Source organism: Thermogutta sp., from assembly GCF_039793925.1.
In the GTDB taxonomy this organism is placed as follows: Bacteria; Planctomycetota; Planctomycetia; order Pirellulales; family Thermoguttaceae; genus Thermogutta.
The window spans coordinates 40,998-56,336 of the sequence record NZ_JBAMME010000343.1; the positions used below are offsets into that span (position 1 = coordinate 40,998).

The following is a 15,339-nucleotide window of genomic DNA, read 5'->3' on the forward strand; positions in this document are numbered from 1 at the left end:
GTTCCTCTTACAATGCACACATGTTCGTTAAACAGGACGCATTTGCCACGAATTCCGTCCCTCCTTTAGTCTTGGAAGCCGCGCACTCCATTATCAGTGCACTCCAGTCCGACGACTGATCATGCCCAGAAGGGCAGCCACGTCGAGAATGAGTGACACGCGGCCGTTCCCTAAAATGCTTGCCCCGGCAATACCCGGAATGTTGCGGTAATTTTCAGCGATTGATTTGATGACGACATCCTCTTCACCGAGGACCTCGTCCACCACAAGCCCAACCTCGTGCTCCTCGTCGCCCAGAACCACCAGGGTTGTCTCCTCTCGGGAACCGTCGCCGAAATACGATCCATAGCAGTGCGAGGCAAACACCTCTCCCAGCTCGATGACTGAAATGACGCGCTCCCTGATACGAGCGGTTTTCATTCCGTGGATGGTGGTCAGGTTTTCCTGGCGTGCAGCCACGATCTCCCGAACCGCCTCGATAGGCATGGCGAAGACGTCACCGTCGATCCGCACGAGCAGGCTGGGAAGGATTGCCAGTGTCAGCGGTAATTTGATGGTGACTTTCGTTCCCACGCCCGGTTCGCTCGTCAGTTCAATGGCACCACTCAGTTCTTCGATCTTGGCTTTGACGATGTCCATGCCCATGCCGCGACCGGAGACCTCCGTGACCTTTTCAGCGGTGCTCAGGCCGGGCAGGAAAATGAGCCGGTAAATCTCCTCGCGGGACATTTTCTCCGCCTGAGCAGGGCTGATGAGGTTGCGATCCAGGGCCTTCTTGAGAATCCGATCGGCATCCAACCCCTTGCCGTCGTCGCTGACTTCAATGACGATCGAATTCCCGCGGTGGAAGGCGTTAAGGGTGATAGTTCCGACCACCGGTTTGCCAATCTTTTGCCGCACCTCCGGCGGTTCAATCCCATGGTCGGCGGCATTGCGTACCAGATGGATGAGTGGGTCGCCCAGCTCGTCGATCATCCGTTTGTCGAGTTCTGTTTTCTCTCCGTTAATCACAAGTTGAATCTGCTTGCCATTCAGGCGGGTGACGTCGCGGACCACTCGCTTGAAGCGATTAAAGAGTGGACCAATGGGCACCATCCGCGTTTCCATCACTGCCCGCTGAATCCCATCCGTGACGCGATCGAGCTGATGGACAGCTTCCATAAGCTGGTTGACGGCCACGCGCGCTTCGGTAACGGCTTCCAGTTCCTGAGTGAGCAGCTCCAGCTCTTTCTCCAGCCGATTCCAGGAAAGACGGCTGACACTTCCTCGATTGCCGTACGGCCCATCGTCCTCCGACCAGGCGGCAAGCCGTCCCAGGGAATCTTTCACCCCGCGCAGTATCTGAACAGCACGATTGCTGTGGAATCTCTGTTTGAGTTTCTCCGAAAGTTCGGTGAGCCTTGCCCGCGTGATCACAAGCTGCCCGGCCAGGTTCATGAGCTGATCCAGACGTTCAATATCCACGCGGAGGGTTTCTACACTTTTGGCCGGTTCCGTGGTTTTCGTCTTGGCGTTCCCCTGCTCATCGGGGCGGGATGAAAAGGCCGATGCGCCCAAATTCGCGTTTTCTGCCGGCTGTGCTGTCGCGGGACGACCGTCCTGCTCCGCATTGGCCGTCGGAGTGGCGGCTCTACGTTCTGGAACGAGCGAATGCAATTTGATGTCCCGCACGCCTCCCACGCGAAGCACTCGGGTTACTTCGTCCAGCGGTTTCTCGGTGGCGACGATGAATTCCACAGCCGGAAGGGACTCTTGATTCTCCAGCTCCTCGACGGGAGGCATATACTCCAGGACTTCGCCAATGTGGCAGAGCTTCTCGTGGAGCAGTTGGCCTTTCAGTCCGCTGAGCTGAAGTCCCGGCTGCAGCTCGACGCGTCCCATGACGACCGGTCGATCGAACTCGCGGGCCTTCTCCAAAAGTTGAGCCGGCGGCCATTGATTTGGAACACTTTCCTTAGGTTGAGGTTCCCCAGCAATTACCGCCTCTTCGTTTTCCTGAGAATGGGCACCCAACTTTTTGTCCGGATTTACCCCCTGCGCTACTACCTGTTGATAAGCTAGAAGCCCGGCGGCAACGGGTGCAAAATCGACCGTGGGAGCCGTCCCCTGGCGAAGCTGTTCCAGGAATTCACGGAGGGTATCGGTGGCCTTCAGGAGTCGATCGTTGAGCTCGGGGGTGAGCTGCCTGCCCTGATCGAGCAGCATCTGGAGTACGTCTTCCATCAGGTGCGCCAGCTTGGAGGCTTGATGAAAACCGACCGAAGCCGCCGCGCCTTTAATCCGGTGGGCCGTGCACAGAAGGCTTTCCAGCTCCTCGCGGGTTCCACCACCTTCTACAGCGACCAGCGTCTCGCTCAACGAATCGAGCCCCTGTTCCAGCTCATCGATGAACAGGGCCAGATATTTCGAGTTGAGGTCGGCCTCATCAGTCACCTGCTGGAATTCTGTAGCAGCGCGGTTCAGAAACTCCTTTGGCGTCGCTGACGAGAGCGGCCTTTCTTGCGGTGCCAATGCCTCTTCGGTGAGAACCTGCTCTACTCTCTGCGCAGCATGGTCCAGAACCTGTTCGACATGTTTGGCCAGCGACGACGCGGCGGCTCTTTCCCCCTCCAAGAGACACGTCATCGCCTCCACGATATCTCCCGCCTCGATAGGTTCAGGAGTTGGGTCTTTGAGGGCCTCGACCATCGCTCGCAAACGATCCGCGGCCTGGAACATCAAATCCACGACGTTGTGATCGAGCTGCAGTTCATTTTTTCGTGCCGCGTCGAACAGATTCTCGAGCTTGTGTGTCAATTGGTTGATGTTGGTAAGATTCAGCATCGCCGACAGCCCTTTCAGGCTGTGCGCGGCGCGAAACATTTCGTTAAGGGTTTCAGCGTCAAAGCCAGCAGTGTCGTTCGCCGGGCGCTGCCGCAACCATTCATCAAGCGCCAACAGGTTTTCATTAAGACGGTCCAGGAGCTGGGTGGCCTCATCCAAAAAATCCCCCAGCATTTCCTGAAACATTTCATCGCTCAGGTAGGCATCCATGGTCACAGGTACTCTTCGGCAAATCGTTTGGACGGATGAATTATGCCAGCAACCTGGGTGTGAAAACTCGTGGCATGCCTCTCTGCAACCTCCCTGTCGAAAACGGGCAATGGATGTCGACAGCACGCCCCGACCGAGGCTCCTTCTCCCTCAGAGAGGCGGTCCCAATTGAAGCGGCTAAGAAAAGATAGGTCGTAAAAACGCCATGGCAACCGATGGCAGTACGGCTGTTTCGAGGAAAACTGTCGGCAAAGTTAAGCGGCGCTCCGCCGTGAATCTGCGGATTCGCCTTGAGGCAACCAACCCGCTCCCGCGAGCATTCGCGTTGGAGCATGGCCCACCAATGACGGTGCCTAAAGTGGCAGGCTGCCGGTATTTCCTCTTGTCCCGCCCATTCAGTACACTGAAGGATAATATCCCAAAGCTCGCTAACAAATTCGTCCACAAAAATCTTGCTTTAATCCCCTTATTAGAGGGGGATGTGGTGGTGTATGCACGATAAACAGTTGGCAAGAGAGGTCCCGGGGCCGATTGGTCCCATCGAAACCCGCTCTGGATTCAGTATTCCGGTGGCCGAGCGCGTTCTCCGCCTGCCGCCATATCTATTTGCGCGGATTAACAAATTGCTTTACGAGAAACGCCGCGCCGGAGCCGATGTGATCGACCTGGGAATGGGGAATCCCAGCGATCCCCCGCAAGACATTGTGATTGAGAAGCTCGCGGCAGCCGCTCGGGATCCGGACAATCATGGTTACACCGAATCGAGGGGGATTTTGAACCTCCGCCGGGAGGTAGCTTCCAAGTACTTTAAACAGTTCGGTGTCCGATTGGACCCCGAATCAGAAATCATCGTATGCCTGGGTTCAAAGGATGGATTCAGCCATCTGTGTCTGGCTTTATTGGGACCGGGAGACACGGCCGTTGTGCCGGCCCCGTCTTATCCGCCCCATGTTTACGCCGTGATTCTGGCGGGCGCGAGTACCATCAGTTTGGACGTCACGAAACCGGATGAGTTTCTGTCGCGGCTGGCTTTCGTCTGCGAGAATATTTTTCCGCGGCCAAAAGTCGTTGTCGTGAACTTTCCACACAATCCCACCACGACGGTCGTGGAAGCCGACTTTTATCATGAACTGGTGCGACTGGCCAAGCGCTATGGTTTCCTCGTGATCAGCGACCTGGCCTACGCGGACGTCACGTTTGACGGCTATCGGGCGCCGAGTCTCCTGGCCGTTCCTGGCGGTCGGGATGTGGGCGTGGAACTCACCACGATGAGCAAAGGTTACAACATGGCGGGTTGGCGAGTGGGATTCTGCTGTGGAAATGCGGAGATGGTGCGGGCCCTCGCCACCGTGAAGACCTATTACGACTACGGCATGTTTCGCGCGATTCAGGTGGCGGCAATTGTCGCCCTAAGGCACACGGATGCCGCCGTTGAGGCCCAAGCCCGTGAGTACCAACGGCGACGAGATGTCCTCTGCGAGGGGCTAGAACGGCTCGGCTGGCCCATTGTGCGGCCCAAGGCGACGATGTTTGTTTGGGCAAAGATTCCCGAACCCTGGGCGAGCCAGATGTCGTCGTTCGACTTCGCCATGAAGCTGCTGAAAGAAGCCGACGTGGCTGTCAGCCCCGGCGGCGGTTTTGGCGCAGCGGGCGAAGGATACTTGCGACTGGCGCTGGTTGAAAACGAACATCGCCTCCGCCAGGCCGTTCGCCAGATCGGGCGTTGTCTCGGACAGGCACAAGGCCAACCGCCCGCGCGAGTCGCCGGCACCTAATGGGGACCGATGCACAAGGAAGAAGCGAGAAACCTCAACTTGAGGCCGCGGCTCGGCTTTGCTTATTCCGCTCTAGATACCGGGCCCGAATTTCCTCCAGTTCTTTGCTGAGCCGGTAATGGAGAGGGCTTTCCGGCCTCAGATGCTTCAACAGAGATTCGGCCCTTTTCAGCTTCTTTTCGTCAACCGGACCTTTAGAGAACAACGAGTTCCAACTGTGGGCAACCTGTTGTTCGGTAAGCAAGTGTGACCTCCCTCGTTCTGGAGACACATGACCGGCGCTATCAGCACAACCCCCTGAATACGCTGATAGCGATTCATTGCTATTATATCGTCACAACTTTGTCAGTCCACTCGTCCAGAGTCAGCGCGGAGGGCGCTAGGAAAACATTCCGCGTTTTTCGGCGGGGTTGCCGTGCACGGCATGAGGTGGGTTTAATGCTTCTACGCAGGTGCTGTCGTCCGCGTTCGTATGTCGCACAGTGGCCCAATCTGTCCACAGAATTCACGCAGACTACAAAGTTGTGGAAGCACAGTCAGGAAACCAACGACATGGCATTTCTCCGCAGGGCAGAGGACCCGCAGGTGCTCCAAGATCGGCCAGGACTCGGATAAATTGGGGTCAGTTCGGCGGTGGGCTGGGCAAGGCATGTTGGTGCCGCCACCAGATGATGTTTCAACTTTTTAACGCACGGGGAGGTGTCTCATGGTGAGTCGTCGGTGTTTCCAATTGTGGGGCCTCGCTGTGGGCTGGATGTTGGTCTGCCAAACCTCGGGATCTGCCGGAGTGGGAGCTGGCCCGGCAAGGCCTAATGTGCTGTTCATCGCGATTGACGATCTCAATGATTGGACGGGCTTTCTGGGCGGCCACCCGCAGGCAAAAACACCGAATTTGGATGCCCTCGCGAAGCAAGGGATGATCTTCACCCGTGCGTATTGCACCGCTCCAGCATGCAATCCTTCACGAACAAGCCTGCTATGCGGCGTCCTCCCGTCGTCGTCAGGTGTCTATCACAATGACAACCCCTGGCGCCCGCAACTTCCGGACACGATCACCGTGTTCCAGCACTTCATGGCTCACGGATACAAGGTGTACGGAGGAGGAAAGCTCTTCCACAATGTTTTTAACGATCCCCAATCGTGGGAAGTATATTGGAATCGGCCTGGTGACCCGGTGCCGCCAAATCGGCCGGTCAATGGCATCCCGAACGCGGCCCATTTCGATTGGGGGCCGCTTGACGTGGGCGACGCCGCAATGGGCGACGCAAAGCTGAGCGACTGGGCGATTGAGTTCCTCGGCCAGAAGCACGATCGCCCATTCTTCCTGGCTGTCGGATACATTCGCCCGCACCTGCCCTGGTATGTCCCCCGACCGTACTTCGATGACTTTCCCCTTGCGAACATCGTTTTGCCCCAAGTGAAAGAAGACGATCTGGATGACGTCCCGCCGCTGGGGAAAAAGATCGCCAACCCTCAAGGAGATCATGCCCGGGTACTAGCGACCCACAATTGGGAAAAAGCCGTTCAAGGCTATCTGGCGAGCATCGAATTTGTGGATCGCCAAGTGGGCCGCTTACTAGATGCCTTTCAAAAAAGTCCTTATGCCAAGAATACGATTGTGATCGTATGGGGAGACCACGGTTGGCATCTGGGGGAGAAGCTTCACTGGCGGAAATTCACGCTGTGGGAAGAGGCTACCCGGGTACCCCTCATTATTTGCGTTCCGGGAGTGACAGAGCCGGGAAGTCAATGCCATCGCACGGTGAGTCTGCTTGACATTTATCCCACCCTGTGCGAGCTGTGCGATCTTCCCATCCCTCCGCACGTGGAAGGCAAGAGCATCCTGCCGCTCCTCAAGCAGCCGGATGCGCCCTGGGATCGTCCGGTCATCACCACGCACGGCTATATGAATCACGCGGTGCGCTCGGAGCGCTGGCGCTATATCCGCTACAGCGACGGGACGGAAGAACTCTACGACCACGAGAAAGATCCGATGGAGTGGACCAACCTCGCCAACGATCCTGCGTACACTGAAATCAAAGCGGGGCTGGCCAAATGGCTGCCCAAAGTCAATAAACCGGAAGGCCCGAAAGCCAAGCCTCAGACCGATCAGCGCCGGGGTGGACGCACTCTGCCGCCCGAAAGCGCTGCCTGGCCGGAGGGTCTCCGAGCGTATTTTGCCCAGGAATGGTTCGGCGAATTTCAGCCCTGAAGGGGCTCAACCCTCTTCAATGACATTCCAGCCCATCAGGCGGGCCAGGTGGTAGGCACTTTGCAGGTGATCCCCGTAGAACACCACCCGGTGGAGGAGCGTCATCGCATCCTCCGTCTGGAGCGCACTGCTCCAGTTGGCCACCATCTTGGCCGCGTCGCGGACTTCACTGACCAACTGCGTGCGACAGCCGTGGACCGATTTTTCCGGGACTTCCACAATTTTGGCCGTGGAGATCAGTAAGGTATCCAGGTTGACGAACTTGGTTCGGGTGATCACTTCGCCGACACGGTACTGCACCTCCGGTACACACCCACTGCCACCGACTTCCGAGTGTCCGCGGAGCAGGTAAGGGTGCTCCGGTCCATCGATGCTGTCCAGTTTCAGAGGTCCGGTGCAATGGGCAGTCCAAAGCACGTTGCGGGATGTGTCGAAGGTGGCATTTCCCTGGAAGCCGGGTTTGTCGAACGCGTATCGGAAGATCAGCATTGTAAGAAGCGAATCCATGTCGCCCTCGCAGGCGGCTGGCAATCCGCGATCCCGCAACCGTGCGAAGCCGAGGCAGGGGAATCCCCTCGGCAACCAACCCATACAGGTTCCCACCGCCAGCCCCTGAGCCTGATACTTGTCCATGAGCCGATTGAGAGCCACACTCACCCGAGCCGCTTTGGCGATGTCTTCTTCTGTAGGCTCAATGATCTGCTTGGCGCCTTTGATCCACTTCTGGGCTTCTTCACGGACAGCGTCCTCTTCTACTGCCGCCATCATCTCGTCAAATGCTGACTGCTCAACAGCCAGTACTTCTGCGCCTAATCGCTCTTTAATCAGTTCCGGCGAACAAGCCGGGGCAGTTCCACGGGCGGGTGGGAACAAAAGAATCCGTGTCTGTTTGAGGAGCGGAATGACCCGCAGTAGCCGCACCGCGTGTTCCAGTTCGGCGAGATCGCTCGTCGCAAACAACGTGACGCGGTGTCCCCCCCGCTGCCACCGATGTGGGTACATCCAGTCATGCCCGCTGGCAGGGAGTGAGAAGACGATCATGGGATGGCGGGCTTCCAGGATCGGACCAACCAGCCGAGTGAGTGCAAAGCAACTGAGGTTGATGGCGAGAATGGGTGTCCCTTCTCCGATGGCGGCCAAAAAGCTCTTGGTCTGTTCGGCGTTCTCCGATTTGCCGTAGACCAGTTCGACGTTCCCCAGCTTCTGCTCAACTTCTTTGAGGACCGTCTGCATCTGCTCTACATGGGGCGGATCGGTGTTCCAGCCCCGATCTGCCGGACCCGGCGACCCTGACCAGAGAACGCCGATTTTGACTTTTTCCGGCCGCTGGACGGGAGTTGCCTCCGACGCCCATGTGTAACTCCAACTTGCAGATGCTGCCAGAGCGCTGAGAACGCCGGTTCCCAAGAATTCACGCCGCGTGCAGTGTTCGCACATCGATTCGACCCTCCCGGAAAAACGCCACGCCAGATCGAACACCTGCCGAAGACACCCGTTCTTCCCTCTTCGGTCACCGGTAATGATGACCGGTCGAGTGTTAATTGTCAAGCAAAGACCAGGTATGGCGGGCCCAGTTGGGTGTTTCTTTCCGGCGTGAATGGTCTGAAAGCAGACGTGACGAACTTGTGCCACCGCGGCACTAGGGAGGCACGCTTGTCATGCCCTGTGAAGCTCGTCGTGTCCGTTGTGAATTGGAGACGTCATCAGAAAACACGGGACGGAGAAAATCGCTCCGTCCCGTGAATGTGTTGGGCAATCTTTTTCGAAGCCGCCTGTAAGGACTACCGTCGCCAGCCGCTGAAGCCGCGGTTCATGCCACGAAAGCCCGTTCCATACTGGCCGTCGAGGAGTGTGCTGTAGTACGCCGCCTCGCCTTCAATGGCGGAAAGCCCCTCCGTAAACGCCGGCGCCACAACCACCCGCGCTTCCACCATCTCCCGATTGAGTCCAAGCTGAACGAGTTGATTGACGACGGTTTGTCGGCGGGCTTCGTCAAGCTGGGGATTTTCCCCCCGGGGTGATTCCTCTACTACCACGGGGAAAGGAACGTGCTCCAACCGCAGTGCCACAGAGAGCAGATGTTTTCGCCCCAGAGGTGTCAGATCGGCCGTCTCGCCCACAAATTCGTGATCGTAGAAGATGAAGTCCGCGGCTTCGGCATTGGTTTGCATCGTTTCCCAATGGGCATCGGTGACCTGTCCGAGCGGGAACGGGCGATCGTAGACCGGTCCCATTTTGGCCTCGTGAGAGACCTTCGGCGTATGACAACCTACTACAAGCACCACGCTCAGCAGTCCCCAGCCCAGCCTGGCGAGGCGGTGCCATCCTCTTTCGTGAATCTCCGGCTGTTTGTAATGCGAACTGCGCTGCCGTTTCGATTGGCCCGCCGAGGCCATTGGGAGGATGCATTCATGCCGGTTCATGGCTTATCTCGCAATTCTTTCCTCAAATTATTTCTTGTTTCGGCTGAAAACTTTCTTCAATTCGAACGTGCGTTTTTCCGTTGCTGAAAAAACGACTCGTCTTTTTCGCCTCAGTCCCCATGGCCGTAGGGACCGGAGATGGTGGCCGGTCCCCCGGCGTTGTAGCGCCGACGGAGTCGTGGCCAAGTCGTGCTGTCGTATTCCTGAGTGGGTCGCCCTTCGAGATGGCCTTTCAGGTAAAACTCGTGGTTGGTCGGTTCAGTGACGTCGAAACCTGGCAGCGGCGGTACTTCCTCCGGTTCCATCGGATGAACGATCTCCGGCGTGACCAGGATGATGAGCTCAGTTTCATTGCGGCTGAGACTGCGACGCCCGAAGATCTGATTGAAAATCGGCAGATCACCCCGGTTGTTGCCGGTCATGGAATCGTCCAGCAACCCGGCGATGGCCAGTGTCTGGCCTTCGCGCATTTCCACGGTGGTGGTGACGGCACGGGTTCGCAAGCCCGGAGTGCCGTTTACCGTGTTTTGCCTATCGATCTGGCTGAATTCCGGGGCGACCTCCAAACGGATAAGGTCTTTATCAAGCACGGTGGGCAGGAAGGTGATGATCGCTCCGTACGCGCGGAAGTCTGTGGTGACCGCTCCCACACCGTTAACACCGACGGCCGTGGGCACGGCAAACTCTCCGCCCGCGATGAAGGTGGCAGGACGGCCGCTGAGGGTGACTAGCGTCGGTTCACTGAGCAGGCGGACCACGCCATGCTCTTCCAGATAGTGCAGTCCAAACTGGAGGTCCCCCCCATCAAAGTTGCCAATCACACTTGCTGAACCACCCGACGAGATATTCAACAGGGACTCGATAAGAAACTTCCCCTGGTCGAAGTTGAGGTGCATGTCCACGCCGAAGTTGCGGGCGGCTGTCCGATTGAGCTCAGCGATTTTCACCTTAAGGGCAACCTGCGGGGGACCGGGAATCCGCAGCATGTTGATCACCTGGATTGCCGGGAGGGTTTGGCCGGCTGCTTCCTGACCGACTGGGTCGGCCGCCCTCCCCTCGGCCACGCTCCGCCCCCGAACCAGTTCGCCCCGGATCACCGCCATGATCTGCGCGGCTTCGGCGGCATCGCGTGCCTGTCCTTTCACTACAAGCTTGTCGCCGACGACGATCAAATCCACTTTGCTTTCGGGGAATAACTTGGCAAGGTGTGATTCGAGAAGTTCATACCGTTCCACCTGGGTTTTCTCGACTTCCGGATCGGGGATGACCCGCACGAGATAGGTCACTGGGCGATAGCGGTCATCCTGGAACCAGAACGTCACGTGCGTGGCTCCCTGGCTTTTGCCCAGGATAGAAATCTCACGGGGTGTAAATTGAACCACGTCGCAGATGCTGGAATCCACCACCGCCGTACGGTACACGTCTACCTGCGTCCGCAGCAATTTGCTCCGCCGAACGATGACGGTCAGCTCGCCGGACTCCTCGATGATTTCAAACGGGGTTGCCGCGGCTTCTGATTTTGGTTGCTCAGGCGCTGGCGTTGCAGAAACCGCAGGAGCCTCGGTTTGCAAGCCTGTCAAAGCAGTCGGCGTTTGTTTGCTGGAAGGGCTGAACTCCTTTACTTGAATCGACGAACGATTGGATGGTGCCGCCTGTCCGGCCATCTCACCCGAATCGCCCACGATCGACGGCCGAACGGGACGAAGCGGCAGCGCGCTCTCAGAGGAATTGTCTTGGCTGAGAACCGGTTGCGTTGGCGCAGGTCGTGCTTCTTCCGCTTGCGCGAGCGAAGACGTTGTTGTCTGGTCAGCCAGAGAAGGCCGGGGTGTGACCACGCGCCATTGGGGGGTGGAATCCTCCGCTAGCGGGCTTCGTTTGAATGCGACAATGTCGTTGTCGATAAATGTTACAAGGCCGTCACTATCGGAACTGCGTGGGGCCTGGTTTCGTTGCGGATCAGACGTCCGTCCCGGCCAGTCCCAGGCAGTGGCCACTGGTGATGAAACGGCCTGGGTTTCCGCCGCCTGTTGTGCCGTGCCGGTTGACGTGAGAACAATTGCCTGGGAGTTCGGAACGGCCTCCTCGCTGGTAGCCCGTGCCAGTTCGGGTGTCACCTCAGCCGGAACTCGCAGGACCGGCTGGTTATCCAGAAGGAAAGGGCGCACCGGGCGGCTGGCCGCCACCGCCCAGCTTTGGCTTACCTCCATATTTTCCCGGATTAATCGGAGGACACTCGGCGTGGTGCGCGGGATCCTGGGCGAAGCCGCACCCAGACCGGCCAGCGGTGACTCGTCGCCTCCGACGTTGCCCTCCATATTATTATGAACGGCATGATTCCGAACCGCCAAAGGCGCATTGACAGCACGGACTCGCAGGACAATCTGTTGCTGCGATCCCGGTGTTTCCAGCACGATTCGGTGGGTGGGAGACGCCCCGTCACCTGTTCCGGCGCGCGCCACGACGGAATTCAGTCCGCCGCCTCTCGCTGACGACTCGCCTTGTGTTGGGGACGACGCGGCACCCGTGGGGGCGAGACCACCGTTTTTGTCGGTCCGCTGTACTAGCGATTGAGGGGCCGCAGTTTGTGTTTGTTTTGCGGGGACTGCGGCTTTATCTTCGCTGACCCAGATCTCAGCGGGGACGCTTTCGAGGCTTTCTTCAATCCACACTTCTTCCGGCGAACCGGGAGAAACAACGGTCGCCTGTCGATTTTGGGCAGCCGGCTGGGAAATGGACGGTTCATCCGCCGGGGCTCGGATCCGCAACTGAATCGTGCTGCCCTCCGAACTTGGTTCCGGAATCGCGGTGCCAGAGCTGTTGCTTTCCTCGGGCATCAGGGGGTGGACGTCGCCTACCTGGAGTTGAAGGCGCAACGGAGCCGGGGCTTGCGAATTGGAATTCGCTTCTTCCCCCTGTGCAGTAACGCGTCCCCACGCCCAAGCAAAGACGGTGGTGACGGCGGTGATCACACCGAAAGCGAAGAGAAACGGCACGCCTGTGGCATCACGGCGAACCAAAATCGCACGCTGCGCTGCCTTGTTCATAGCTCCATCCCTGGGTTGTTGCGCCGATCGGGTCCGTGATCAGCGGCGGATATTTACTTGTGCAAAACTTAGGTCAATAACGTAGACGCCATGGATGTGGTTAACGATGTTTTCCAAACAGCAATCTCTGTGCTACCATGCAGTAGCCCGTTGTGTTCCCCTATTTCTCTCGGCAGTTCCCATGTTCAGTGAACCGGCTCCAGTTGAGGTTTTCCCTCTGCGGGCGATGGAGTCAGCGGTTTCGGCTCCGAAATACCGGGCTCCTGACTCCCTCGAGACATCCACGGAGGGAGTTTCAGGGCCGGATAGCGGTAAGGGCTATTGTACGCCGTCATCAACTGCTGGCTGTACAGCCCGGGCCAGTGATAGGTATATTGAGGCGGCACCGGAAACTTATAGCTCCCTCGGCACGTGCAGTTAAATCCTCCGACCGCTGACATGTAACGTGCAAGGCACCCCTGATGGAAATGTCCGCAACAATCGCACGCCGGGCAGGCTGGGGAGAGCTCGATCGAGCTCCTCGCACCAGGAACGGCCGAGGAAATCCCCGCTTCTTCAACGCTTGCTGGGGCCGACGCCGAGCCTGCCGAACTTTGCTCGGGCTCCGCCGCACGAAGGGCCCCCGAAACGTGCGGCCAGCTCAGACTGATTGCTAACCCGATAAGAGGTAGCGCAGCCCAAACCGGCAACTTTGCATTCCATCTGGCCGACACGGCAACCTCCTTGGGGCCGATCATGATCGGCACCTCTGGTCAACCCGGTGCAATCCCCACAAACGATTTCACGCTGCTGTTAAGCGTTATCGTCAAAAGCCCGTCCCCGCACCCAATTGAATCGGGATAAATTCGTCAATCCGGGAGAGCAGAATTGCGACACCCTCGTTACAATCTATCCAGTTTCACGGTTGGGAATCTGGAAAAATTGCAGAAAGATTTTTAATTCGGAAAATAAGACGCGTACGCAGACGTGTTGACTGATGGCAGGCCGTAATTCCCTTTCCCAGTTTCCTGTTTGCTGCGGATGCTTGCCGTGAGCTCTCATAGAGGGTATAGTGACCGCACACTTTGGAATAAGTTTTCTGCCTCTGGGACAGGAGCCTGCTGGTTAGGACTGTTGGCTCCCCCGGCATCATGGCCCACCATTCGTTAGCCCACCGCGGAAGGAGATTCACCATGTGCAAAGTCACTCCGCTGCTAACGTATTTAATTGGAACGTTCGTGGCAACAACGCTTGGTACGGGCACCATCCTGGCTCAGGACTTTTATGTCTCACCGGATGGCAATGACAGTTGGTCGGGTAAACTGGCAGCCCCCAACGAGGCCAAGACCGATGGTCCGTTTGCCACGCTTGCCCGAGCTCAACAGGCCGTTCGAGAACTCCGTCAAAAAGAACCTGATCGACAAACGCCGGTCGTGGTAAGCATTCGTGGGGGCCGGTATTTCCTGATTCAGGCTCTTCGATTCACCCCGGAGGATTCGGGCACCGAAAAGTCGCCCACGATTTACCAGGCTTACCCCAATGAACGACCAATCATTTCTGGTGGCGTTCCCTTGTCCGGCTGGAAAGTGGACGACGATGGCCGGTGGCATCTTGTTCTTGATGACGTGAAAAACGGAAAATGGGCGTTCGCCCAGCTTTTCGTCAACGATCAGCGTCGCTACCGTCCCCGATTGCCCAAAAAGGGGTATTACACGATTGCGGAACGGGTGCCGCCCCCGGCCGAGAAACAGGCAGCCGGGGATGACCGCATCCAATATACCGAAGCGGAATTCAATCCCCAATGGACCGATCTTGGCGACGTGGAAGTCAACATTTTCCACCAGTGGTCCATGTCCCGGATGCGGATCGCCAGCATTGACCCGGAGAAAAAACTCGTCATCTTCCGCCGGGGCACCGGATTCGACTCCTATTGGGCCCAGTTTCTTAAAGGGTATCGTTACTACCTTGAAAATGTGAAGGAGGCTCTGACCGAGCCGGGCGAGTTTTACCTCGATTGCACGAAGGGTGAACTCACGTACATTCCCAAACCAGGCGAAGATCCGCAAACGGCGGACGTTGTGGCTCCGCGCCTGGAAAATCTGGTTATTTTTGCGTGTGACGGTGCCAACAAGCGGTGGGTGGAACACCTCCAATTTCACGGTCTCATTTTCGCGCATTCCAACTGGGTTTGCCCAGATGATGGGCAGTTCTATCCTCAGGCAGAGGTGGGCCTGGATGGCGCGATCTCGGCAGTCGGGGCGAGGAATGTCCTGTTCGACACCTGCGCGGTGGTTCATACCGGCACGTACGCCGTCGCATTCGGAGAGGGATGCCGCAATTGCCGGCTCGAAAACTGTGAACTCGTTGACCTAGGGGCAGGTGGCGTGAAGATTGGGCATGCCGGTTCGGCCAACTGGCAGGGGGCCAGTCAGCGACCCCAGGGCGAGGATGCGCTCGTCTCCCACATCACCGTGAAAAACTGCACGATTGCCCACGGCGGTCGCATCCATCCCGCAGCCGTGGGAGTTTGGATCGGGCATTCACCTTATAACACGATTGAACATAACGACATCTTCGACTTCTATTACACGGGGGTTTCGGTGGGTTGGACGTGGGGATACGCGGAAAGCCCGGCCCACCACAACACGATCAATTACAACCACATTTACAACATCGGACAGTATGTGCTTTCCGATATGGGGGGTGTGTACACTCTGGGTGTTTCGCCGGGAACTACCGTCAATCACAACAAGATCCACGATGTGTATTCATTCAGTTACGGTGGCTGGGGGTTGTACACGGACGAGGGCTCCACGCATATCGAGATGGCGTACAACCTTGTCTACCGCACAAAAACCGGGAATTTCCACCAG

8 protein-coding genes are annotated in these 15,339 nt (G+C 57.7%); 3 read left to right on the forward strand and 5 right to left on the reverse strand.

The window, feature by feature from the left end:
- Positions 1–93: 93 nt before the first annotated feature.
- Positions 94–3,033, reverse strand: coding sequence for a chemotaxis protein CheA (locus ABJK56_RS18715; RefSeq protein WP_347246208.1), 2,940 nt, complete (start codon positions 3,031–3,033; stop codon positions 94–96).
- Between the two features lie 491 nt (positions 3,034–3,524).
- Between ABJK56_RS18715 and ABJK56_RS18720 the strand changes: the two genes are divergently transcribed.
- Positions 3,525–4,808, forward strand: a complete 1,284-nt coding sequence (locus ABJK56_RS18720) for an aminotransferase class I/II-fold pyridoxal phosphate-dependent enzyme (protein ID WP_347246209.1) — start codon at positions 3,525–3,527, stop codon at positions 4,806–4,808.
- A gap of 706 nt (positions 4,809–5,514) precedes the next feature.
- Positions 5,515–7,020, forward strand: coding sequence for a sulfatase (locus ABJK56_RS18725; RefSeq protein WP_347246210.1), 1,506 nt, complete (start codon positions 5,515–5,517; stop codon positions 7,018–7,020).
- Between the two features lie 6 nt (positions 7,021–7,026).
- Here the strand turns inward: ABJK56_RS18725 and ABJK56_RS18730 are convergent, their stop codons facing one another.
- From ABJK56_RS18730 to ABJK56_RS18745, 4 genes are all read right to left on the reverse strand, one after another.
- Positions 7,027–8,457, reverse strand: coding sequence for a hypothetical protein (locus ABJK56_RS18730; RefSeq protein WP_347246211.1), 1,431 nt, complete (start codon positions 8,455–8,457; stop codon positions 7,027–7,029).
- A gap of 344 nt (positions 8,458–8,801) precedes the next feature.
- Entirely contained in the window at positions 8,802–9,443 is a 642-nt protein-coding gene (locus tag ABJK56_RS18735) for a hypothetical protein (protein WP_347246212.1), read from the reverse strand.
- Between the two features lie 110 nt (positions 9,444–9,553).
- A complete protein-coding gene (locus ABJK56_RS18740) occupies positions 9,554–12,487 on the reverse strand; it encodes a pilus assembly protein N-terminal domain-containing protein (RefSeq protein WP_347246213.1) in 2,934 nt (977 codons plus the stop codon).
- A gap of 185 nt (positions 12,488–12,672) precedes the next feature.
- The gene (locus ABJK56_RS18745) at positions 12,673–13,200 is read right to left on the reverse strand and encodes a hypothetical protein (protein WP_347246214.1); all 528 of its coding nucleotides are present in this window, start codon (positions 13,198–13,200) and stop codon (positions 12,673–12,675) included.
- Positions 13,201–13,659: 459 nt separating this feature from the next.
- On the opposite strand from ABJK56_RS18745, the gene ABJK56_RS18750 reads away from it, so the two are divergent.
- The coding region (locus tag ABJK56_RS18750; protein WP_347246215.1) for a right-handed parallel beta-helix repeat-containing protein at positions 13,660–15,339 on the forward strand (1,680 nt) is incomplete at its 3' end.